Genomic DNA, 21,027 nt, shown 5'->3' with positions numbered 1-21,027 from the left:
TTTGCTTCTGTTTGTCTTGCTTGTTTTTTGATCGGCATCTACCAGGTACATGGCCCAGTCGTTCCACAGGAATGCCCGCGTGCTCAGCGATAGCGGCCGTGCTGCTGCAGCACTTCGATCTTGTAGCCGTCCGGATCCTGCACGAAAAAGAACTTAGCCATCAACGCGCCGTCGCGTTCGAATTCGACGATATCTCTCGGTGCGAGGCCCGAAGAGTGAAAGCGGCTGTGTTCGGCTTCCAGATCGTCGACGGCAAAAGCAATATGGCCATAACCGTCGCCATGTTCATAGGGCATGGTCTGACTGTGATTCACAGTCAGTTCCAGCTCGAAATCCGCGTCGCCGTTACGCAGGTAAACCAGTGTAAATCCGTCAAATTCGTATCGGTCGGCAACCTCCAAACCAAAGGCTCGTTGGTAAAAATCGACCGATCGTGCCTCTTCAAGGACACGAATCATACTGTGGATAGCTTTTGCCATTGCGCCTTTCCCTGTATCGCCCGGTGTTTTTCACCTGGGCTCACTTGGGGCGCGTGACAGAGGCGGCTTTGCCGCTGGTCCTGTCGAGCGGTCTTTGACCGCCGACAGTGAGATCCGCGCCGTTGTGTTACAGAGAGTGTAACCGGCCCGGATGCAGAGGAGGTGTTATCCTGATACTACGCGGCTTCGCTCTCGGTTATGGCGGGACTCGCGGCTTTCACCTTGTCGAGGTAGACCGTGCAGGCACAACGGAGCAAAGAGGTAAAGTTGCTGACTTCACCGTGAATCTCCAAGACTTCGTCGTGGAGCGTCGAGACGAACTTCGGCACCGTCATGTCCTGGGACGCGGCAATCTCCTCGAGCAGGTTCCAGAAAGTCTCTTCCAGACGAATGCTGGTACTTTGGCCGTTCAGCCGCATTGAGCGGGTCTGATAGGCGTAACTCTCAGGATCCTGTCCCGCAAATATGTGACACATTTCGTTCTCCCACCTCTGTTTTGTGTGGGATTATAGCCCGCCTTTGACTGGCGTGGCGCACTTTTTAACCGTTTGCAACCCGTAGGGGTGTCCCGCACTTACAGCTCCATCGGCTTGAGACCCAAGCGGCCGAACAAGACCGCGTCCTTGTCTTCTTCCGGGTTTCCGGCAGTCAGTAATGTATCGCCTACGAATATCGAGTTGGCACCGGCGAAAAAACACAAAGCCTGGGTTTCATCGGACATCTCGGTCCGGCCGGCCGACAGCCGGACCATGGACTTCGGCATCATAATACGCGCGACAGCGATACTTCGGACGAATTCAATCGGATCAATAGGTTCGGATTTGGCCAGCGGCGTGCCCTCAATCGGGATCAGCATATTGATCGGCACACTTTCAGGGTGCTGCGGCAAGTTGGCCAGCGTTACCAGCATGTCGGTCCGGTCCATGGAGTCTTCGCCCATACCGAGAATACCGCCGCAACAGACCTTCATGCCGGCTTCGCGAACGTTGGTCAGAGTCTCGAGCCGTTCTTCGAAGCTCCGGGTGGTGATAATTTCCTGATAATAGCGCTCGGACGTGTCGATGTTGTGGTTATAGTAATCAAGTCCGGCCTCCTTCAAGCGCACGGCATCGTCGCCGCTCAACATGCCCAGAGTCATGCAGGTCTCCATCCCCAGCGCTTTCACGCCCTGGATCATGGCAACCACACTCTCCATGTCACGCGCTTTTGGACTGCGCCAGGCCGCGCCCATGCAATAGCGGCTGGCACCGGCATCACGCGCCTTTTTTGCTTCGTTCAGCACCCGCTCAACTTCCATCAGCTTGGAAGCCTTCAGGCCGGAGGGATAACTTGCCGATTGACTGCAATAGCCGCAATCTTCCGGACAACCACCCGTTTTTATGCTCAGCAGCCGGCTCTTCTGGACCTTGTTGGGATCGAAATACCGGCGGTGAACGGTTTGCGCCTCAAACAGCAGATCGTTGAAGGGGAGATCATAAAGCCTCTGAGCCTCCTCGCGGGTCCAGTCGTGGCGCGGCGCGCTCACATCGTCATGCTGCTCTAGCGGTTTCGCGCTCAACGCAACCTGCATGGATAACCTCTTAATTGGCCGACCAGCGGAGGATCAGGTGGTCGCCGCGAACCTCAAAGCTGTCGAGTTGTTGAAGAAAGGACATGCCGAGTAGGGAGTCGGACATCGGCGCCTCGTTGATCGACACGGGGACATTCCTGAGCACCCGTTCGCCGAACCAAAGCTCGTTCAGGACAGCGCTTGCGCCTCTGACGGTGCCGTTCGCGGTCTGAAAATACTGATCAAAGCGAACTTTCGTCAAATCAAACCCCAGCCGCTGAGCGTCCCCGGGGCTAAGCACGACCAGAGTCGCACCGGTGTCCACGAGGAAGCGGACTGGCACCTGGCTGGACTCGGTATCGACATAGAAGTGACCGTCCTCAGCCCGCGTGTAAGTCAATTCGTTCGGGCCTGTCGCGCCGCCGTAGCCTGGCAGCATGTCACCCATGATCCGCTGTCCCAGGCTGCGCATCTCGGTCCGGTAACTGTAGCCGCCGGCCAGCACGACAAATATGCCGGCCCAGAGCGCGCCATAGCGTAAATAGCGGGCGAGGGCGGTTCCATCCAGACGGCGAATGCTTAATGCGGACAAAAGCACGACAACCCCCAGAACGACCAGATAAACCAGAGAAATCTGATTGTCTTGGCCCGACAGCGCACCTGGAAATCGCTGTACGAGGAAATAGAGGGCAACGGCTCCGATCACCAGAATCAAGACAAAGATCAAGACACCGGAAACGCCACGCCGGGGTGGCTCCTGGTCGATCGGCGATCGGGGAAACTGATCGGACATAAGGCTTCTTAAAAAATCCGGATTCCGTGTCGAAAACGAAGGCTCAAGAGAAAAGCAGGATAAGTCAGGACTTTACAAGTTTTTCCCGCCCCTTTGGCGGTGAATTTCCGGCTAGCTCCAATGGCTTCTGACTTGCGCGATCGGCGCTGGCCTGCTGTAACCCAGCAGGACGCTTACGCACAGTGGTAAGTTCGACGGCGAAAAAAGGACCAATGATCAAAATTCTCGTTACCGGCTTCAAGTGGCTGTTCGGACTCCTTATTGCCGCCGCATTGGCATTGGCTATCGTCATGGCAATTATCGGCCGGGAGAACACCTGGGCGGTCCTGTTCGGCGCCCCGCCACTGGATGTGGTCGATTTCGCAACACTCGAACCGCGCGCCACCCCCAACAGTTTCCTTCTGTGCCCCGAGAATTTTTGCGCCAAGCGTCCGCCGGACAGGGCCAGTTCGGTTTACGACGTTTCACAGGAACAGCTGGTGAAGATCGTGCGCAAGGTCGTCGAATCGACCGAAGGCTTGCGACGGGATGACAGGGAGAGGCCAAAGGCCGATCAGTCCAGTCAGCCGCCCCCCGCGATGCAGTGGGACTATGTCGCAACAACCCGACACATGAAATTTCCCGATCTCATCACGATCAGGATCTTAGAAGCCGGAGACGGAAAATCGAGTTTGGTAATCTACAGCCGCGCGGTTTACGGCCGTAAGGACTTCGGCGCCAATCAAAATCGCATCGCCGCCTGGATCGAAGCCATCGAGATTGCGGTTGCCAAGCAAGCTTCTACGTCAGGTTAACATCTCTATGACCGTTCCCAGGATTTTCATGCCTCTCGTCGGAGTCTGCCTGTTCCTCAGCGCCTGTGGCTATCAGAGCGAGGTTTTCGGCCCACCGATCTATGAAATATACAAAATGCCGGTCGAAGAGGCGCGTACGCATCTTGCAGGAAAGACGGTCATGACCTTCATTGACGTCTACCGGGACTGCCGCACCTATCCGGTTGGAAAGTACTATTCGACTTCCTGCAGTGAGAGGCCGGGACCCGGCACGCAGGTCGAGTATCTGGCTGAAAACGGGCAGAGCTACCTTTGGTTCCCGGGCAATAGGCGCCTGGTTCGCGGTCACTGGGTTGTTCGGCGTTGGCGGGAAAAGTACGAGATCTGTTGGAGTTACGGGCCCAACAGCCGTCATTTCATCACGGGAAAACGCGGCAAGAATCTCACCTGTGACCTGCTGTCCAACTATGCAGAATCCATTGCCGAAATCCGGCGAGAAGACAGTTTCAGTCTTTCCAGCGGCCATCTGCCTTTCGTCCTGAAGCGTGATCAAACCACCTTTGATACGCTTTTAGTTCAGGCAGCGAGCAACAGTTAGCGGATTACCGGTTGTCAGTGGCGGCGCAGCGAGTGCCCTGAACAGCGATCAGCCGACTTGCGAAGCCCCGCACCGTAGCGCCGGCAGCACACGTCAATAGCGACCTCTTAACCATTGATTAACCATATTCTGCCAAGCTCCTCCTGGACCTTTTTAAGGCTTCATGGGGAAAATCATGGCACGGGTCAATACGGCGATCGACCTGACTTCGACCAAATTATCATCGGAAGAGGTTGCGCCTGCACAGACATCATCAGACCACGGCACAGAAAACGAACAGTCGGCAAGTTATCTGTCGGATGAAGACAGGCGCGCCTGGCAACGATTCATGCTGGAAGATCCTGCGCATATCACTCTGCAGGTCGCAGGACGGGATGCCTTCGAAAGAGTGCCTTTGGTCGATGTTTCTCTAGGAGGTTTCCGCCTCCATCTCACCGAAGAGCTTCCGCACGACAGCGAGGTGGCCGTCTGTCATCCGACCGCCGGCACCATGCGTGGTCGTTTGGCCTGGCAGACCGACAGCGATATCGGTATCCGCATGCTGGACGACGAAAACCGGCGCACCTATCTGCTCCGCTTGATCAGCATGATTCTGCACAGCGAAATACAGGTCGAAGCTGTCTGACGTCTCGCCCAATTGAGCTCTGGCATCTGTAACCTACTATCTGGGCTCTGGCATCTGAGCCCCGGGCATCCAACCTTGAACTGCTTGTCGCTGCCTCAGCAGGCACTGGACAGCAGATTGGTCATTCCCAAACCGCAAAACCTGAGATAACGTCCGGCTAATTGGACTCTAACACCCTGGTTTCTCGGACAAATTTCGCTCATGCATCTTGAATTTAAGCCGCGCGGCAAGGTTGGCTGCCGAAAAGACCCACAGTTCGCCACGGATGTCTCTCGTGGTTGACCCCGTTGACGGCGACATTTCCATCGGCGGCGAGGGACCTTTCAGTCTCCACAAGGCTTTGCCCCAAAATCTGCTCCCACTGCTTCCTCTCGTTTCTGCCTATCATACCTTCGAGGGCATCATGATGTCCGAAGCCTCTCGGCGGCAGGCGATCTCGAAATTGCTCGAGGAACCGGCTCTGGGAGAGATCTGGCTGATCCAACGGGATGTGCAAGCCATCGGCTACATCGCCATCTGCTTCGGCTATTCTATTGAATTGGCCGGACGGGACGCATTTATCGATGAATTCTATATCGCCGAGCAAGAACGGGGCAGGGGTCTCGGGAGGAGGGCCTTGGAGGCGATCACGCAGCGCCTGACCAAGGCCGGTGTCGTCGCTTTGCACCTGGAGGTCGACAACGACAATAGGGCCGCACAGACCCTATACGAACGCTGCGGTTTCGTACCACGCCGAAAGTACCACCTGATGACGCTGGACCTGCATTCCGACGGCCATTGACTTCAAGGTTCAGGAATTTCCCGGTCGGGGTTTTTGTACCAGCCCATGCCGAAGTTCGGCATTTCGATCCAACGATGCGAAGGCTTGCCACGTAAGTTAAGCAACGGCGGCTGCCCGGTCACCTCAGGCGCCGGCAAAGCGGAAAATGCACTGCCCGTAAAGGCGGGAAAGAGCTTCTGGATGGAAACCCTGCTTCTGTCCACGCCCGCCTTCAAACCCGGCGCACGAACGGCAAAAAGGGTCGAATAGCTGTCGACAAGATCAGTGTCAGTTATTCTAGCGCGCGGCGTATCCGGCGGTAGGTTGACGGTAATCCGCGACCCGTGATCGCCATGGAGCAAAATCGCCGCGCGTTCTTCCAACCCGGATTCACGCAGTCTCTGCATCAGGACATCCAGGCGCGCATAAAGGCAGCGCAACTGCTCGATGTAGAGTGGGTACTTCTCTCGCCTGGTTTCCAGGGAATTAAATGTTGCCGTTAACAAGCTGTCGTAACTCTGCCAGTTGCTCACCTCACGAATGCTGCAATCCGCTTTCAGGGCATAGGGAAAGTGCGGAATGACCAGGTGATAGATCCTGTATTCGCCGTCCTTTATCTGCGGAACGTCACCGATGATCTTGTCGATGTGGCGAAAACTGGACAGCGTGGAGAGTGAATAAGCTTCGGCGTCGAAGATTGGAATAGTGATCCCGGCCGCCTGAAGTTGCTTGAAAGCAAGGATCTCCACATTCAGGGCAATTTTGTACAAAGTACTTTGTTTCAAATAGTTACCGGCAATGACAAGAGTCTTCTGCCAGCTGGGAAGCGGCATATCTTTGAGCGTACGGATTGAGAGAGCTTCATAGTTTCGGCACTCGACTCCCGCGAAACCGATAAAGTTGCAGAGGTTGGCGTGATCTATGCCTTCGACAACAAACCTGTAGCCCTGCGCCGACATGTCCCGCAGAGCGTCACCGGCAACAGAAGCAATGTCATCTTCGCCGAGTTTATCCATAGACTCCGGACCCGATTGGGCCGCGAAGAGATTGCGCAGAGAATTCTTGGTCGCAAATTCCTCACTGAAAGCTTGTGTGTAGGCCCGAAAACCCCAGCGATGAAAGAACCCAAGAAGTTCCGTCCGGACCGCCGCGCTTTCAGGCATATCAGGCGGAAAGCCATCCAGCCCAAGATGCTCATCGAGAATGATATGGATGACAGGTGGCAGCGATGGGTTACCCTCTGCACTTGCCAGACCGGTCGAGCTGTCTTCTGCTTGCTGCTGTTGCGGAACAACAACACTGGAAATCAAAAATACCAACAGGAAGGCAAGCAGGGCCGGCCAGCAGGCTTTCGTGATAAATCTGGCTGCAAATGCCGATACCAAGAACACCGCAAATAAAATCACCAACGACAGGACAAGTGAGTCCTGCTTGATCATCTCTGCGAAAGCAAAGTCGCAGAAAACGACAACGATCCCGCCGTAAATCACAGAACTGAAAATTAGATTCTGAAACAGGTTTACCGCGGTCAACAGGAGGGCAAAAACCACGAACAACACAAAGATACCAGCGACCTCGGATCGGAACTCCAGATAGTCGTGGTAGACCAGAAAGCTCGAAAATGGGGCGGAAAAGGCGAGGAGATAACAAAAGAACCGGATAAGCAATCCGCTCTCTTGGGTTTTTGCTTCAGGTTCAGCAGAAGAAACTTGGGCGCCTTCGCTCATTGCCTTTTATAGAGATGCCTTCGATCATCGCCTTTTATAGAGGTATAGACAGCGTCCGGATTTCGATGTCTGCTGTTTGCCCAGGATTTCTCCCTTTTCCTTGATATAGGCCTCGAAATTCTCGGCCGTATAGTCAGGGAAGATGTCTTCCCGCAAAGCCAGCATCTGTTTGACCATGGAATCGTTTTTAGGGACGAATTCCACGACGCCCAGAGGCGCTGTGGCCATCAGCCAGTGAACCACAGCGCGCAAGGGAATGTTTTTTCCGATCGCAAGATGATGCACCAACGCCAGACCAAGCACGCAGTCGGCGCAGATGCGGCCGTTGTAACCACTGCGTTCCTGTTCGTTCCAACCCTGATTGGGCGAAGGGTTTGCTGCATCCAGGAACAGAGGCAGAAGCGCCAGTTCCTTTTTGCTGCTTCTGGTGAAGGCTGAATCCAAGGCATTTTGGTCAAAATCAAAGCCGATGCCATATTCGGCGCCGGCCTTGAGGGCCGTTTCGCTGAATTCGCCGGTATTGCAGCCGATATCCCAGACAAGGGAAGGCCGCTGTTCCGTCACGGTCTTGGCAATGAACTCGTGTTTCGCAGCCCGTTCCTCGGAATCGTAAATATTGTCGTTCTCATAGTCGGCCCAAACCGTTTTTCCAGTATCTGCCGGACTCAAGCCCTCGATCCAACTCTCAAGCTTCTCCAGCATGCGCACGAGTTTTTCTCGCGGCAGAACCGGCGGCATCGACATGGTCTCCAACGTCGCATCGCGATCCCCAGCACCCAGTGTCTGCAGCCGCGACAGAAGCGTCACATGCATGAGGATCTTGGGATTGAACTTGCGGCGCAGGGGCAGCAGTCGACTCAGTTCTCCACTATCGATGCCCTCCATCGAACCGCGGCACCAGGCGTTGTGGGGGACACCAAGCAGAGCGCGCAAGAGCAAAGGATTAAGGAACTGTTCGCAAAACTGACGATGCCCCTCCCAAATATGACCTTCGATGTAGGGGGTGAACGACAGCAGATCGATGAACACCGGCTGGGAGCCCTTGAACTGCACGTTGTACGCAGTGGCATCCTTGAGTGTTACGCCTTTGGACAAGGCCCGCAGGTGCATGCGAAGATGCAGCAGAGCCGCCGCTTTCAGCGCGGAGAAAGGCCATTCGTAATAATAAGAAACAAAGGGAATCCGTTCGTGTTCCAGCACGCGGCCACCGGATTCGATGTCCAGCCCAAGCTTCCCCGCATCAGCTTCGTCGGTCCCGACGACAAGCCCTTCGCGTTCCAACTCCTCAATGATACCGGTTGCCCGTACCGCATCGAATTCCTCGGCGGCAGCGGCACTCACCGTCCGATAGATGTGGCCATCCCTGCTATAGACACGGCCACTAGGGTCACGAAACGACCCGGGATCAGGCTTCATCTATTCTGCTTGGCTGTGCAGCTTCAGGAGATTTCGCTGGCGTCCCGCGGAAAAAACCCTTGATCTTCGCCCAATAAATTCGGCCGACCACAAGAACACCCGCAACACCGCCGAGTAACGCCTGAAGCAAAAAGGCCCCGGTACCAGGATCAAGGTAAGCGTAGGAAGGTTGCGAGATCAAAATAAATGGAGCTGCTATTAAAAAAGCAGAGAATGATTTCTTCATCGAATACGCCTCTCGCACTGAAACAAATAAAAAACCCGAAAGCAATCTTGCTTTGTTACCAAACAATTAAGCGCAGGTTTACCAGCAAAAAACCAGTCCGAACCTGTAATAAAATTGTAATATGATATCCTGGCACAACTCAAGGGCTGCGATTAATAGAGAAGAATTTCAACCGAAGAAACGCGGAAACGGCGGGCGCTAAGTTGGGCATTCTTGCTCCGCGCCTTGCGATACCCCAGGCCTCCAGCGCTGTTGCCGCAATTCTTCTCCGCCCTCTATCTGATTGTAAAGTGGCTGATTTTCGTTTGTGTAGGTTCGGAATGAAACGGCTTCGAAGTGAAGTGGCCAGGCTTCAGCGCGTTGCCAATTCCCTCATGGCGGCATCCAGCCCTTCCAAGGTCATGGGGAACATACGCCCTTCCATCAGCTGCTGGACGATTCCGATCGAGGTCGTGTACCCCCAGTAGGATTCTTTCATGGGGTTCAACCATACGGCCGAGGGATAGGCACGTAACAAACGCTGGATCCAGACCGCGCCCGCCTCCTTATTCATATGCTCGACGCTACCACCGGGATAGGTGATTTCATAAGGACTCATGGAGGCGTCGCCGACAAAGACCAGCTTGTAGTCGGAAGGGTAGGTGTTCAGAACCTCCCAGGTGTCTGTGGTTTCGTTCCAGCGGCGCCGGTTCTCCCGCCACAAAGCCTCGTAGGGGCAGTTGTGGAAGTAATAATATTCCAGATGCTTGAACTCGGTCCGGGCAGCCGAAAACAGCTCTTCGCAGGTCTTCACGTGGGGATCCATGGAACCGCCGACATCAAGCATCAATAACAGTTTCACCGCGTTGTGCCGCTCGGGGACCAGTTTTACGTCCAGCCAGCCGCCATTACGCGCGGTGGAGGAAATGGTGTCGTCAAGATCCAGTTCAGTCGCGGCTCCTTCGCGCGCGAAGCTGCGCAGGCGGCGCAACGCCATCTTGATGTTGCGGGTCCCAAGCTCGACGTTAGAGTCCAGGTCCTTGAATTCGCGCTTATCCCAGACCTTGACCGCGCTGAAATTCCGGTTCCCATCCTGGCCGATACGTACGCCCTCTGGATTGTAGCCGTACGCGCCGTAGGGCGAGGTGCCGCCGGTACCGATCCACTTGCTGCCGCCCTGGTGCCGGCCTTCTTGCTCCTCAAGCCGTTTTTTCAAGGTTTCCATCAGAGCATCCCAGCCACCCATGGCCTTAATCTTGGCTTTTTCCTCGTCCGTCAGATTGAGTTCGGTGAGCTTGCGCAGCCATTCTTCGGGAATTTCGGCTTCACGTCCGACGCCTTCTGCTTTCTCCAAGCCTTTGAAGACATGTCCAAAAACCTGATCGAACCGATCCAGGTAGCGTTCGTCCTTCACCAGCACCGTCCGCGCCAGGTAATAGAAGTCGTCGACCCGGTAGTCCGCTACACCCGATTGTACCGCGTTCAACAGATCGAGATATTCGCGCAAGGTGACCGGCACCTCTGCGTCCCGCAGTTCAAAAAAGAGTTTCAGAAACATCGCTTCGCAGCTTTCCTGGTCCTTGAGGCGTTATGCTATCCCAATCAGGTCCGCTCGCGCCTGTTCAGAAAAGCAAGCCTTTCAAACAGATGCACGTCCTGTTCAGACTTCAGCAGCGCGCCATAAAGAGGCGGGATCATGCTGGAACGATCGTGTGCCCGCAGTACATCCTCGGGCATGTCCTCTGACATCAACAGTTTCAGCCAATCGAGCAGTTCCGATGTCGAAGGCTTTTTCCGCAGGCCCGTGACATCCCGGACTTCATAGAAAACGGTCAAAGCATCGCGGAGAAGTTGTTGTTTTACATCAGGATAGTGAACTTGAACGATCTGCTCCATGGTGTCTCGATCGGGAAAGCGGATGTAGTGAAAGAAGCATCGCCGAAGGAAGGCATCCGGCAGTTCCTTCTCGTTGTTGGAGGTGATGATCACGATCGGCCGGTTGCGCGCTTTGATCAGCTGCTTGGTCTCATGGACATAGAACTCCATGCGGTCGAGTTCCTGCAGCAGGTCGTTGGGAAACTCGATATCTGCCTTATCGATTTCGTCGATCAGCAGCACCGGTGCGACATCGGCGTTGAAGGCTTCCCAGAGCTTGCCCTTGATAATGTAGTTGGAAATATCGTTGACCCGCTCATCACCCAATTGGCCGTCACGCAGGCGGGCAACGGCATCGTACTCATAAAGACCATGCTGGGCTTTTGTCGTTGATTTGATGTTCCATTCGATCAAGTTGCGGCCCAGGGATTGAGCGACTTGCGCTGCCAAAACCGTTTTTCCGGTGCCCGGTTCGCCCTTGACCAACAGGGGCCGTTCCAGCGTGATTGCCGCATTGACGCCAACCTTCAAATCCTCAGTCGCTACGTAAGCTTCGGTGCCTTGAAACTGCACGCTTGTTCCTCCTTGGAAACATCAAAATCCCGGCACGCTTCATCCGCACCGCACAAACTCGGCGCAGACTAGTGCGTGATCGTTTCATTCGCAAAGCGAAAGGCTTGAATTGCCGCCCGCCAAGACCGTATAGCTTTGTAGCTTTCCTCAACCAAGGAGTCGCCCGTGCCCGAGCATGACCTGTCCGCGCAAGAATCCGCAGCCATTGGGATCATCTGTGCGATCCCGGACGAAATCGCACAGTTCGGCGATGCCTTTCAGAAGGAAAAAAGCACCAGCTTTGGCGGCTTCGACTTTGCAGAGGGCCTGCTTGAGGGCAAGCGCTGCATTCTGGTCGAGGCCGGCATGGGCAAAGTGAATGCCGCAGTGGTTGCGACCATCCTGGCGCAGAACTTCAATTGCCGGAGCCTGCTGTTTTCTGGCGTCGCGGGCGGACTCGATCCGGCGCTCGGCGTGGGCGACGTGGTCATCGGCAAACATCTGATCCAGCATGACTACGGCATCATCAATAATGAGGTGACCGAGAGCTATCACCCCGGACATCTGCCGATTTTCATGCCCAGCGAGCGCTTCGGATATCATCTGGACGGTGCGCTGCACACTCGCATCGAACAGGCATTGAAAGGCTTTGTGTTGCCTGAACTCTCCGCCGAGGCCAGTGGCGGTACGGCCCGAACCCCAACGCTTCAATTCGGGACGATCCTGACCGGTGACCAGTTCGTCAACTGCACCGCCACCCGCAACCGCCTTCATAACGAACTGGGCGGGCAGGCGGTTGAGATGGAGGGCGCCGCCGTCGCCCAGGTCGCAGAACGTTTCGGCGTTGACTGGCTTGTCGTGCGCTCTCTGAGTGATCTCGCCGGCGAGGAAAGCGGCATCGACTTCATCAAGTTCCTGCATGAAACAGCCGCCGGTGCCGCCATTGTGCTGCGGCGGCTGATTACCGTGCTTTAAGCAATCATGACTTCCATTAAAGGAGACATATCGTGCCGGATTCCCCTCTGACACTTGGCGTCGATCACGTTGGGCTTGCCGTCCAGAACCTCGAAGCCTCGGAAGGTTTCTTTACGAATTGCCTCGGTTGGAAAAAGGTCGGCGGCAAACCCGAATACCCGGCAGCGTTCGTTTCGGATGGGAAATCGGTGCTGACCCTGTGGCAGGTGAAAGATCCGGACGGCTGTATTTCCTTCGACCGGCACCAGAATGTCGGCCTCCATCATCTGGCTCTCAAAGTGGCGGATGAGGCCTCCCTCAACACGCTTTTCGAAGCGGTCGCGTCCTGGCCTGGCGTAAATGTCGAGTTCTCCCCGGAGCCCTCTGGGGCAGGACCGAAGATTCACACCATGATTCGCGAACCCGGCGGCCTGCGCGTGGAATTCGCCTATGATCCGCGCTGAAGCACTCCCGAATTGACTCCGCTGTTGGGTCAAACGAAATAAACCCATAGCCGGTGTCCGGCTATGGGTGATTGATCCGACTTTATTGCCGAACTTTCTGTAATATCAGACCGATACGTCGACCAGGCTGCCGCGACCGGACGCTTCGCTGGGTGCCGAGTCGTCTCCGCGGACGATCTCCGCATGATCGCTGGCTTCAACCGGCCGGGAGGTTTCCGGAGCGGTCGACTGAGATATCCGTGGCTGATTGGCCACCAGGGACGGAGCCGCAGAAGTATCGCCATCGCGCACTGCTGCTGGCGTCATGGGACTTTGGATAATCATAACGAGATATATATTGTACGTATTGAAATAAGTCAAGTATATATTTTATCTTTACCATAATATTACATAATAATTTAACGATTAATTTGAATAAATTTTTATTTACTATGTAATGACAAGATTTATTCTATCTGCCAATTGACTGTTCCAAAGACGAAAATTGACCATTGCAGTGCCCCGACAGTGCCTGCTAACCCTAGGGACGCGGCTCGGGGGAGAAGCTTAACCAACAGCAACTATTCCGTTGGAAAAGCCGTAAGAACGATCAATATGTTAAGGGACTGCTTAGTTGCGCGACTGCGACCCTTCGTCAATGACAGGGCAGTGCAGGCAGCGGTAACCACAAAGCAGCAAAGCCTAAAGAACGGAGTTCCAACGTGGATACATCAGAAATCCTGCGCATCCAGAGCTATCTGCGCGAAAAGTTCAACACTGAGCGGATCACGTTGGATATGAAGACCAGGAAAAGCGATTCGGTCGAGGTCAGCATCGGCGGTGAGTTTATCGGCGTCATCTACAAGGATGAAGACGAGGGCGAAACCTCCTATGCCTTCAACATGGCGATTCTGGACATCGACCTGCCGCTGGCTCCCTGAACCGCTACGAACAAGAGTCCGGTGATTTTTCACTGAACCGGTGAAAACCCTCGTACAGGCTCTCGAAGTCAAGCCGGAGCGATAGATTAGCGGCCGCCTGTCATGTCAGATAATAGAACGCTTACCATGCTGCCTGACGTGGATAGTGAGCGGTTGCGGCTTCGCCCACTGGTTTTATGCGACGCGCCGGCTTTGCTCGAAATCACGGACGAAGCTGATGTGATCGCGAGCATTCCCTTTTTCGAGTCCGCACCAACGCTCGCCGACATCGAGGCGCTGATCCGGCGCGGAATGTCGGGGAACGAGCAATTCATTGGAGCGACACGCAAAACAGATCAGGCCCTGGTCGCCGTTGTCGGCTGTCATCTGCGTAACACGGGTGACATCGAAATCGGGTATTGGGCTGGTGCGGCCTATCGTCGGCAAGGTTATACGCGTGAAGCTGCGGCAAGCGTGGTCACTCTGCTGCATGCCACCATACCAACACGCAGGATTATCGCCGAATGCCGTCCGGAAAACGAAGTTTCGTGGCATATGCTTCAGAGCATCGGCTTTCGTCATGACGGACAGGCTGGGACGCGCCCCGGACGCAAGCATCTGATTTGGCACGAAGGCGGGAGTAACAGCTAGATTTTATTGGTTTTTCACCAGCTGAGTGAAAATCACCATTCAGCCACTAATGTTTGTGCTGGCTGTCGCGGGCACAGGAGATGCAGGTCGTGGCCGTAGGATCGAGTTCAAGCCGTTTGATGGCGATATCTTCACCGCAGACCAGGCAGTAACCGTAGTCGCCGCCGGCAATGCGCTCCAATGCAGCTTCGATGCGACTCAGCTCGATCGATCGGCGGCGCTCGGTCTCTATCGACATGGCTTGATTCTGCAGGGCATCCATACGGGACAGACGACCGACACGGGTCTGGTCCAGTTCGACGGGCCGTCGCTGATCTTCACTGCTGGCTGTCAGCTCCTGAAGCTCGGCACGGCGATCGTGCAAGCGTTTGGTCACGGCAGGAATATCGATGTCGTTTCGATCGGTCACAAGAACTCGCAGGATAGCAGGAATATTGGCCGCTCGTATAGTCTAGTCCTGCATTTCTAGCGCGAATAGACATAATTGCAGCAAGTGCGCGATACAATTCAAGGTCGTTCAACCGCGAGAAGACACTCGTAATTCGTCGGAGAATCGGAGAACCACTGCCGGAAACGTTATCGCGTCCTCTCCGCGAACATCGCCTCTTTGGTACGGCAAAAGCGGTCTTCAGGTTCCCGCAAGCGCCAGAAAACATGGGAAAAGCGAATAAATACGAATTGGCGCAAATTTCCGTTGCCCTTTCGGATTAGAACGTTATAAATCCGGCTCCGTGACGACGGGCCAATGGCTCGTTCCATGCATGCGGCTGTGGCGGAATCGGTAGACGCGCAACGTTGAGGTCGTTGTCCTGGAAACGGGGTGGAGGTTCAAGTCCTCTCAGCCGCACCAAATCCGGAGTATCGAGCCGGATGGTATGGAAGTCACGAGACGGTATTGGGTTCCAAGTTTGAACCTGACCGACTGATGCGGATGTGGCGGAATTGGTAGACGCGCATGCTTCAGGTGCATGTTCCCGAAAGGGAGTGGAGGTTCAAGTCCTCTCATCCGCACCACCTGACCCGGAACGATGAGAAACTGCCGGGCTAGTGTGGCAGAACTAAAACCGAGCGACAATTTCCAGACAATTTATCGTCCTTGTGGACCCGGCGCGCGAAAATAGCTGTTGCCGCCGAATCCGATGCTGGCTCCCCGGCACGATCTTCACTAGGGTACGATGTTTGGGGTTATTCAATCGGCGTCCGCAGAAGTGATCCACAGAGTAGAGTTCGCACTGGCGGAGCCACCGGTCGATGCCCATATGTGACGCAATCCGAGATTACGTTTGCGCCATGGGGCGTAAAACTGAGGCATGGACCGGTTCCCAAGCTAGTTTTGAGGCTGCGGAATGACAGCCCTTAAAAGGACGAGACCTGGATGACGATCAAGAAAGATCGCAAGAAGGCCGATAAACCTGAGGCAGGTAAGCCGAAGCCAGTTCATGCGCTGAGCTTTGCCGGGCGTCTTCGGAACTATTTCCTTGCCGGATTGCTGGTTGCCGCGCCAATTGGAATCACTTTCTGGCTGGCCTGGCAGTTCATCTCCTTTGTCGACAATACGGTCCGTCCCTACATTCCGTTCAAGTGGAACCCGGAAAGCTATCTGCCCTTTGCGCTGCCCGGCATCGGATTGCTTGTCGTTCTGATCGCCCTGACCATGGTTGGCGCCGTTACCACCGGATATCTCGGCCGCCTGATCACGAGAGTGAGCGAAAGCGCCATTTCCCAATTGCCGATCGTGCGCAGCGTCTACAGTTGGACCCGTCAGGTTTTCGAAACCGTGTTGTCCCAGAAATCCACAGCCTTTCGGGAAGTGGTCCTGGTCGAATACCCAAACCGGGGAACCTGGGCGGTCGGCTTCATTACGGGACGAACTGAAGGCGAGGTTCAGGAACTTACCTCGGAAACCGTCGTCAACGTTTTCGTTCCAGCCACGCCTAATCCGACAACAGGTTTCCTGCTCTTCATTCCCGAACGCGATGTTCACCACCTCGATTTGACCGTCGAAGAGGGGATCAAGCTGGTCATTTCCAGTGGCATTGTCACGCCGCCTGACAACGGACGGGTCAATGGCGAAGGCGGAGCAGCAGAAACCTCAACGCTTGCCAAAAGCCTGTCCGAACGGGACGCAAAAGCTGAGAGCGAAGTGCAGGCAGCTCATAAACTCGGAATTATCGGCCGGCTGAGGAACCACTTTTTCACTGGCGTTCTGATTACGGCACCGATCGGCATCACCTGCTGGCTGGCGCTGGAGATCGTGACCTTCATCGATGACCGGGTGACCCCGCTGATTCCGGCGCAGTGGAACCCCGAAACCTATCTGCCCTTCGGCATCCCGGGTCTCGGTGTGATCGTGGTGGTGGCAGTCCTGACGCTTATCGGTTTTATGACGGCCGGACTGGTCGGCCGCAGTATCGTACGTATCGGAGAGCGCCTGCTCGATCGCATGCCGGTCATTCGCAGTGTCTACGGTGCACTGAAACAGATCTTCGAAGCCGTCTTCAAACAGCAGTCCAATGCCTTTCGAGACGTTGTCCTGGTGCAGTATCCGCGCAAGGAAAGCTGGGCCATCGGCTTTTTGACCGGCGATGCAAACTATCGTCTCACCGAGGCCGGACCAGATGACGCGGTCAATATCTTCCTGCCGACCACCCCGAACCCGACATCGGGCTTTTTGCTTTTTGTCTCCAAAAAAGAGACCCGCAAGTTGAGCATGACGGTGGAGGAGGGGATCAAGATGGTGGTTTCGGGCGGAATCGTGACGCCCCCGGATCGGCGGCTCAGGTCCACCGAACCGACCCAAATTACCGGTTCCGGCGCAGAACTGGCCTCGGATAGTGACAACGATCCCGAAGATCCCGGCCAACCGCCACAGGGCATGGAAAAGGTCGCAAAGGCCGGCTGACCCGTTTTCCCACTGTTACCCTGATCTTAAGTACTTCACTGCCGCATCCCGTTCGAAGAGATAGAGCAGGATGCGCAAGGCCCGGCCCCGGTCCGATTCCAGGTCGGGATCTTTATTCAGGATCAGCGCTGCATCGTCGCGCGCAGCGGCCAGTAAATCGCTGTGCACCTGCAGATCCGCGAGGCGAAACTCTGGAAAACCGCTTTGGCGCGTTCCCAAAAGTTCACCGGCGCCGCGCAGACGCAGGTCTTCTTCAGCAATCCGGAAACCGTCGTCAGTCTCACGCATGATGTTTAGCCGTGCGCGCGAGACTTCGCCAAGCGGCCCTTGATAAAGCAGCAAACAACTCGATTTGAGCGAACCGCGGCCAATCCGGCCTCTGAGCTGATGGAGCTGAGCCAGGCCGAAACGCTCGGCGTGTTCGATCACCATGATAGACGCCTCGGGAACGTCCACACCGACCTCGATCACCGTGGTCGCCACCAATAGAGTGATGTCGCCTGCGACGAAGGCGGCCATGGCGGCATCCTTGTCCTTGGCCTTCATCTTGCCGTGCACGAGACCCACACAATCACCGAAATGGGCCTGCAATTCCCGATGGCGTTCCTCGGCCGCCGCCAAGTCGCTGAGTTCGGAGTCCTCGACGAGTGGACAGACCCAATAGGCGCGCGTGCCGCTGCGCAGCGCCCGGCCGATAGCGTCGACGATTTCGGGCAGGCGGTCGATGGGCATGGTCCGGGTATCGATCGCCTGCCTGCCTGCCGGCTTTTCGGTAATCCTCGAAACATCCATGTCGCCGTAGGCTGTCAGCATCAGGGTCCGCGGGATCGGCGTCGCCGTCATCACCAGCATATCGACCCCGCGCCCCTTATCCGCCAGGGTGAGGCGTTGATGGACGCCGAAGCGATGCTGCTCGTCGATCACCGCCAAAGCGAGGTCCTGGAAGGCGACGTCCTGTTGAAACAGGGCGTGGGTCCCGATCACGATCGCAGACTCCCCGGATGCGATCCTGGCCAGAACCGCGGCGCGTGCCTTGCCCTTGTCCCGCCCGGTCAGCAGCTCGACGGATACGCCGGCGGCCCGGGCCAGGGGTTCGATCGTCTTATGATGCTGCCGCGCCAGTATTTCGGTCGGTGCCATGATTGCGGCTTGGGCGCCGGATTCAACCGCCGCCAACATCGCCAACAGGGCCACCACGGTCTTTCCGCTGCCCACATCGCCCTGAATCAATCGCAGCATGCGGGAGTCACTGGCCATATCATCATCAATTTCCAGCAACACCTGCTGCTGGGACTTGGTCAGAGAAAAGGGCAGGGCCTCGAGCACCTGTGTCCGAAGACGCGAGTCGCCCTTGATTTGCCGCCCTTTGTGCCGGGTCTGATTGCGCCGGATCAGGGCGAGGGCCAACTGATTGGCCAGCAGTTCGTCGTAAGCCAGGCGGCTGCGCGCCGGCGTTGTTGCGTCCAGGTCCGGCAACTCGTGGGGACAATGAGCACTGTCCAGGGCATCTTTCCAAGCCGGCCAGCCGCCTTGGCGCTGAAAGGCCGGATCCAGCCATTCCGGCAAATCGATAGTGTGCGCCAAGGCCGAGGTAACGGCCTTGGCCACGACCTTTTGCGGCAGGCCCGCGGTCAGAGGATAGACCGGTTGCACGGTTTGAATTTCAGCAAGCTCTGCTTCGGGCGCGATATGATCGGGGTGGGGCATCTGCAATCCGCCGCCAAAGACTTCCAGCTTACCGCTGACCACCCGGGTTTCGCCTTCAGGAAGAATTTTCTCCAGATAATCGGCCCGGGCATGGAAGAACACCAGTTGCAGCTCGCCGCTTTCATCGGCCACGGTGATGCGGTAGGGACGGCCCCGCGCCGGAGCGGGGTGGTGCCGAAGAACACGTACGACGAGCGTCGCGATCCGCCCCGCTTCGGCTTGAGCAACCTGCGGACTGTAGCGGCGATCGATCAACCCATTTGGGAGATGCCAGCAAAGATCGAGGATGTGAACACCGACCAAGCGCTCAAAAAGCACAGCGAAACGTGGACCGATGCCGGAAATACTGGTAATCGGAGCAAAGAGAGGAAAGAGGATTTCGGGTCGCAAGGGTCTATAAGCCTGAAATGGGCATGAGAGCCTAGTGCAAGATCGGTCTTGATCGAATCGATCGGGCTCTAGAATCGGAGTTATCTTACAACCGCCATCCTATAGCATTAAATGGTTCGGTCACGGGCTGGCTATGAAACGGCGTGACAAAAGAAAAGCACGGTCCCCCTCGGGGGTATTCGAGCGGCTGGGGACGTTTGGTAGGTATGAAAGATCTTCGCTGGGATCGTTTGACGGTTTTGATTGTCGACGACAATCGTTTCATCCGGGAACTGCTGACCTCGGTTCTGAAGACCCTCGGTGTTGGTAAAGTGATTGCGGACGTCGACGGCGCAGCGGCAATCGATCGCCTCAAGCTGAGCCTTGAAGATCCGGTGAGTGCGGGGATCGGAACCGTTGATCTGATCATTTCGGATTGGGTCATGCCTCAAGTCGACGGCAAGCTGTTTTTGCGTTGGATCCGCACGGGACCGAATGTGCCGGATCGCTTCGTGCCCATTGTTATGATATCAGGCGCCGCCGACCGGGAAGTGGTGGAGGACGCCAGAGACGGCGGCGTCACAGAGTTTCTCGCGAAGCCCTTTGCCTCCAAGACCATCGCGGACCGCCTCTTGATGTTGGTCAACACACCACGCCACTACGTCCTGGCAGCCGGTTACTTCGGTCCGGACCGTCGGCGCACCACGGTGCCGGTTGCAGAAGAGCGGCGCGTGACGATGCGCGAGGATATCCAGTTTATCCGGGGACCGTCGTCGGAGAAGACGCTGCGCGAGGACGTCCGGGCGATTCACTTCGACCTCGACGACCGTCTGCGTGAAAAACTGGGCCCGGATGCCCGCAAGATTCCGGTCGCCTTCGATCCGGTACTCATTCAGGCGGCCGAGAAACGCATTCAGGCGCTTGTCGGCGATTATGGCGACTGGATGGAACGCTATCTCATCGCGGCCACGGAAGCGCAACAGACCTTGCAGACAGGCAAGGGCGATCCGGATCAGGCAATAGCCAAGATCAACGAAGTCGCGCACGAACTTCGCGGGCAGGGAGGCATCTTCGACTATCCCCTGATTACAGACGTGGGAAAATCCCTCTACAAGGCAACCAAACCGACCGGCCACCCACCGACTAAGGACCGGATCAAACTGATCGGTGCACATATCGACACCATTCGCACCGTCTTTAAGAATAAGATTGTTGGGGACGGCGGCGAGGTCGGAACTGCTTTGCTGAAGGAAATCAGCGAAGCGGTCAAACGCTATCAATAGAGCGTTTCCTGTGGCTGGGTGCCGGCGCCTGCATGCGACACTTGAAAGCCCGACGGAGACGGCACATCTTGCTCGTGTCATTCGACGGCATCCTGATCGGCAGACGCGCCGAATTTTCTTCGTTAAGCAGATCGGTAAATTCCAATGAGCGATGACCTTGCCAAGCGCCGCAAACAGTTGAAATTCAGAAGCTGGCATCGCGGCACAAAGGAAGCGGATCTGCTTTTGGGGAACTTCGCCGACCAGCATCTGGCCGCTATGGACGCAGCCCAGCTTGACCGCTACGAAGTTATCCTGGATCAACCCGATCCTGTCGTCTATCAGTGGTTCACTGGTGAGTCGCAACCAGCCGAACACCTGCTGAACGACGTCACCCAGCTTCTCCTAAACTTCCGCTATACGCCTGAAAAACTTTGAATTCCCTAGAGTCTCTTCTTAAACCGGCC

General features: G+C 56.0%; 23 protein-coding genes and 2 tRNA genes. 13 read left to right on the top strand and 12 right to left on the bottom strand.

What is annotated here, in order from left to right; genetic code table 11:
- Nucleotides 1-83: 83 nt before the first annotated feature.
- The 4 genes from QMZ18_RS21265 to QMZ18_RS21250 form a co-directional block, all read right to left on the bottom strand.
- Entirely contained in the window at nucleotides 84-479 is a 396-nt protein-coding gene (locus QMZ18_RS21265) for a VOC family protein (protein ID WP_282608354.1), read from the bottom strand.
- Between the two features lie 176 nt (nucleotides 480-655).
- Nucleotides 656-955: a ribbon-helix-helix domain-containing protein gene (locus tag QMZ18_RS21260; protein WP_282608353.1), complete on the bottom strand. Its 300-nt coding sequence runs from the start codon at nucleotides 953-955 to the stop codon at nucleotides 656-658.
- Nucleotides 956-1,053: 98 nt separating this feature from the next.
- Nucleotides 1,054-2,049, bottom strand: a complete 996-nt coding sequence (gene bioB, locus QMZ18_RS21255; RefSeq protein ID WP_282608352.1) for a biotin synthase BioB — start codon at nucleotides 2,047-2,049, stop codon at nucleotides 1,054-1,056.
- 10 nt (nucleotides 2,050-2,059) lie between these two features.
- Nucleotides 2,060-2,821 (bottom strand): TIGR02281 family clan AA aspartic protease, encoded by a 762-nt coding sequence (locus QMZ18_RS21250; protein WP_282608351.1) that lies wholly within the window; start codon nucleotides 2,819-2,821, stop codon nucleotides 2,060-2,062.
- Between the two features lie 212 nt (nucleotides 2,822-3,033).
- Here QMZ18_RS21250 and QMZ18_RS21245 point away from each other — a divergent pair, with 212 nt between their 5' ends.
- The 4 genes from QMZ18_RS21245 to QMZ18_RS21230 all read left to right on the top strand — a co-directional run bounded on the left by QMZ18_RS21245 (nucleotide 3,034) and on the right by QMZ18_RS21230 (nucleotide 5,598).
- Nucleotides 3,034-3,615, top strand: coding sequence for a DUF1499 domain-containing protein (locus tag QMZ18_RS21245; RefSeq protein WP_282608350.1), 582 nt, complete (start codon nucleotides 3,034-3,036; stop codon nucleotides 3,613-3,615).
- A gap of 28 nt (nucleotides 3,616-3,643) precedes the next feature.
- On the top strand, nucleotides 3,644-4,192 hold the full coding sequence (locus tag QMZ18_RS21240) for a hypothetical protein (RefSeq protein WP_282608349.1): 549 nt from the start codon (nucleotides 3,644-3,646) through the stop codon (nucleotides 4,190-4,192).
- A gap of 175 nt (nucleotides 4,193-4,367) precedes the next feature.
- A complete protein-coding gene (locus QMZ18_RS21235) occupies nucleotides 4,368-4,817 on the top strand; it encodes a PilZ domain-containing protein (RefSeq protein WP_282608348.1) in 450 nt (149 codons plus the stop codon).
- 274 nt (nucleotides 4,818-5,091) lie between these two features.
- Nucleotides 5,092-5,598, top strand: a complete 507-nt coding sequence (locus tag QMZ18_RS21230; protein WP_282608347.1) for an N-acetyltransferase — start codon at nucleotides 5,092-5,094, stop codon at nucleotides 5,596-5,598.
- 2 nt (nucleotides 5,599-5,600) lie between these two features.
- Here QMZ18_RS21230 and QMZ18_RS21225 read toward each other — a convergent pair whose 3' ends face one another.
- The 5 genes from QMZ18_RS21225 to QMZ18_RS21205 form a co-directional block, all read right to left on the bottom strand.
- Entirely contained in the window at nucleotides 5,601-7,244 is a 1,644-nt protein-coding gene (locus QMZ18_RS21225; protein WP_282608346.1) for a hypothetical protein, read from the bottom strand.
- A gap of 84 nt (nucleotides 7,245-7,328) precedes the next feature.
- A complete protein-coding gene (locus QMZ18_RS21220; RefSeq protein WP_282608345.1) occupies nucleotides 7,329-8,720 on the bottom strand; it encodes a class I SAM-dependent methyltransferase in 1,392 nt (463 codons plus the stop codon).
- The gene (locus QMZ18_RS21215) at nucleotides 8,710-8,946 is read right to left on the bottom strand and encodes a hypothetical protein (protein ID WP_282608344.1); all 237 of its coding nucleotides are present in this window, start codon (nucleotides 8,944-8,946) and stop codon (nucleotides 8,710-8,712) included. The genes QMZ18_RS21220 and QMZ18_RS21215 overlap by 11 nt, the downstream gene beginning before the upstream one ends.
- 352 nt (nucleotides 8,947-9,298) lie before the next feature.
- On the bottom strand, nucleotides 9,299-10,483 hold the full coding sequence (locus QMZ18_RS21210) for a VWA domain-containing protein (protein ID WP_282608343.1): 1,185 nt from the start codon (nucleotides 10,481-10,483) through the stop codon (nucleotides 9,299-9,301).
- Nucleotides 10,484-10,527: 44 nt separating this feature from the next.
- Nucleotides 10,528-11,373, bottom strand: coding sequence for a MoxR family ATPase (locus tag QMZ18_RS21205; protein ID WP_282608342.1), 846 nt, complete (start codon nucleotides 11,371-11,373; stop codon nucleotides 10,528-10,530).
- A gap of 165 nt (nucleotides 11,374-11,538) precedes the next feature.
- On the opposite strand from QMZ18_RS21205, the gene QMZ18_RS21200 reads away from it, so the two are divergent.
- Nucleotides 11,539-12,327 carry a 5'-methylthioadenosine/adenosylhomocysteine nucleosidase gene (locus QMZ18_RS21200; RefSeq protein ID WP_282608341.1) on the top strand — a complete coding sequence of 263 codons (789 nt, stop codon included), beginning with the start codon at nucleotides 11,539-11,541 and terminating at the stop codon, nucleotides 12,325-12,327.
- Nucleotides 12,328-12,359: 32 nt separating this feature from the next.
- A complete protein-coding gene (locus QMZ18_RS21195; RefSeq protein ID WP_282608340.1) occupies nucleotides 12,360-12,770 on the top strand; it encodes a VOC family protein in 411 nt (136 codons plus the stop codon).
- Between the two features lie 105 nt (nucleotides 12,771-12,875).
- Here the strand turns inward: QMZ18_RS21195 and QMZ18_RS21190 are convergent, their stop codons facing one another.
- A complete protein-coding gene (locus QMZ18_RS21190) occupies nucleotides 12,876-13,076 on the bottom strand; it encodes a hypothetical protein (protein WP_282608339.1) in 201 nt (66 codons plus the stop codon).
- Nucleotides 13,077-13,471: 395 nt separating this feature from the next.
- Between QMZ18_RS21190 and QMZ18_RS21185 the strand changes: the two genes are divergently transcribed.
- Nucleotides 13,472-13,690 carry a DUF3126 family protein gene (locus QMZ18_RS21185; RefSeq protein ID WP_282608338.1) on the top strand — a complete coding sequence of 73 codons (219 nt, stop codon included), beginning with the start codon at nucleotides 13,472-13,474 and terminating at the stop codon, nucleotides 13,688-13,690.
- Between the two features lie 102 nt (nucleotides 13,691-13,792).
- A complete protein-coding gene (locus QMZ18_RS21180; RefSeq protein WP_282608337.1) occupies nucleotides 13,793-14,320 on the top strand; it encodes a GNAT family N-acetyltransferase in 528 nt (175 codons plus the stop codon).
- Nucleotides 14,321-14,366: 46 nt separating this feature from the next.
- On the opposite strand, the gene QMZ18_RS21175 is transcribed toward QMZ18_RS21180, so the two are convergent.
- Nucleotides 14,367-14,729: a TraR/DksA family transcriptional regulator gene (locus QMZ18_RS21175; RefSeq protein WP_282608336.1), complete on the bottom strand. Its 363-nt coding sequence runs from the start codon at nucleotides 14,727-14,729 to the stop codon at nucleotides 14,367-14,369.
- Between the two features lie 354 nt (nucleotides 14,730-15,083).
- On the opposite strand from QMZ18_RS21175, the gene QMZ18_RS21170 reads away from it, so the two are divergent.
- The 3 genes from QMZ18_RS21170 to QMZ18_RS21160 all read left to right on the top strand — a co-directional run bounded on the left by QMZ18_RS21170 (nucleotide 15,084) and on the right by QMZ18_RS21160 (nucleotide 17,222).
- Nucleotides 15,084-15,170, top strand: a tRNA-Leu gene (locus tag QMZ18_RS21170).
- A 77-nt stretch (nucleotides 15,171-15,247) separates the two neighbouring features.
- Nucleotides 15,248-15,334 (top strand) — tRNA-Leu (locus QMZ18_RS21165).
- Nucleotides 15,335-15,695: 361 nt separating this feature from the next.
- The gene (locus QMZ18_RS21160; RefSeq protein WP_282608335.1) at nucleotides 15,696-17,222 is read left to right on the top strand and encodes a DUF502 domain-containing protein; all 1,527 of its coding nucleotides are present in this window, start codon (nucleotides 15,696-15,698) and stop codon (nucleotides 17,220-17,222) included.
- A 15-nt stretch (nucleotides 17,223-17,237) separates the two neighbouring features.
- Here the strand turns inward: QMZ18_RS21160 and recG are convergent, their stop codons facing one another.
- Nucleotides 17,238-19,319: an ATP-dependent DNA helicase RecG gene (gene recG / locus QMZ18_RS21155; RefSeq protein WP_282608334.1), complete on the bottom strand. Its 2,082-nt coding sequence runs from the start codon at nucleotides 19,317-19,319 to the stop codon at nucleotides 17,238-17,240.
- Nucleotides 19,320-19,525: 206 nt separating this feature from the next.
- Between recG and QMZ18_RS21150 the strand changes: the two genes are divergently transcribed.
- A complete protein-coding gene (locus QMZ18_RS21150) occupies nucleotides 19,526-20,581 on the top strand; it encodes a response regulator (protein ID WP_282608333.1) in 1,056 nt (351 codons plus the stop codon).
- 144 nt (nucleotides 20,582-20,725) lie between these two features.
- Nucleotides 20,726-20,998 carry a succinate dehydrogenase assembly factor 2 gene (locus tag QMZ18_RS21145; RefSeq protein ID WP_282608332.1) on the top strand — a complete coding sequence of 91 codons (273 nt, stop codon included), beginning with the start codon at nucleotides 20,726-20,728 and terminating at the stop codon, nucleotides 20,996-20,998.
- The last annotated feature ends 29 nt before the right edge of the window (nucleotides 20,999-21,027 follow it).

The sequence above is a fragment of the Pelagibius sp. Alg239-R121 genome, from assembly GCF_947331435.1.
Taxonomy (GTDB): Bacteria; Pseudomonadota; Alphaproteobacteria; order Kiloniellales; family Kiloniellaceae; genus Denitrobaculum.
Note: the sequence above shows the minus strand (reverse complement) of the source record. Positions and strands in the feature narration are given on the sequence as shown.

What these genes read in the sequence shown, in the direction of transcription:
- QMZ18_RS21265 (WP_282608354.1), bottom strand. Translation starts at nt 479, where the DNA reads ATGGCAAAAGCTATCCACAGTATGATTCGTGTCCTTGAAGAGGCACGA.
- QMZ18_RS21260 (WP_282608353.1), bottom strand. Translation starts at nt 955, where the DNA reads ATGTGTCACATATTTGCGGGACAGGATCCTGAGAGTTACGCCTATCAG.
- bioB (WP_282608352.1), bottom strand. Translation starts at nt 2,049, where the DNA reads ATGCAGGTTGCGTTGAGCGCGAAACCGCTAGAGCAGCATGACGATGTG.
- QMZ18_RS21250 (WP_282608351.1), bottom strand. Translation starts at nt 2,821, where the DNA reads ATGTCCGATCAGTTTCCCCGATCGCCGATCGACCAGGAGCCACCCCGG.
- QMZ18_RS21245 (WP_282608350.1), top strand. Translation starts at nt 3,034, where the DNA reads ATGATCAAAATTCTCGTTACCGGCTTCAAGTGGCTGTTCGGACTCCTT.
- QMZ18_RS21240 (WP_282608349.1), top strand. Translation starts at nt 3,644, where the DNA reads ATGCCTCTCGTCGGAGTCTGCCTGTTCCTCAGCGCCTGTGGCTATCAG.
- QMZ18_RS21235 (WP_282608348.1), top strand. Translation starts at nt 4,368, where the DNA reads ATGGCACGGGTCAATACGGCGATCGACCTGACTTCGACCAAATTATCA.
- QMZ18_RS21220 (WP_282608345.1), bottom strand. Translation starts at nt 8,720, where the DNA reads ATGAAGCCTGATCCCGGGTCGTTTCGTGACCCTAGTGGCCGTGTCTAT.
- QMZ18_RS21215 (WP_282608344.1), bottom strand. Translation starts at nt 8,946, where the DNA reads ATGAAGAAATCATTCTCTGCTTTTTTAATAGCAGCTCCATTTATTTTG.
- QMZ18_RS21210 (WP_282608343.1), bottom strand. Translation starts at nt 10,483, where the DNA reads ATGTTTCTGAAACTCTTTTTTGAACTGCGGGACGCAGAGGTGCCGGTC.
- QMZ18_RS21190 (WP_282608339.1), bottom strand. Translation starts at nt 13,076, where the DNA reads ATGACGCCAGCAGCAGTGCGCGATGGCGATACTTCTGCGGCTCCGTCC.
- QMZ18_RS21180 (WP_282608337.1), top strand. Translation starts at nt 13,793, where the DNA reads ATGTCAGATAATAGAACGCTTACCATGCTGCCTGACGTGGATAGTGAG.
- QMZ18_RS21160 (WP_282608335.1), top strand. Translation starts at nt 15,696, where the DNA reads ATGACGATCAAGAAAGATCGCAAGAAGGCCGATAAACCTGAGGCAGGT.
- QMZ18_RS21150 (WP_282608333.1), top strand. Translation starts at nt 19,526, where the DNA reads ATGAAAGATCTTCGCTGGGATCGTTTGACGGTTTTGATTGTCGACGAC.
- QMZ18_RS21145 (WP_282608332.1), top strand. Translation starts at nt 20,726, where the DNA reads ATGAGCGATGACCTTGCCAAGCGCCGCAAACAGTTGAAATTCAGAAGC.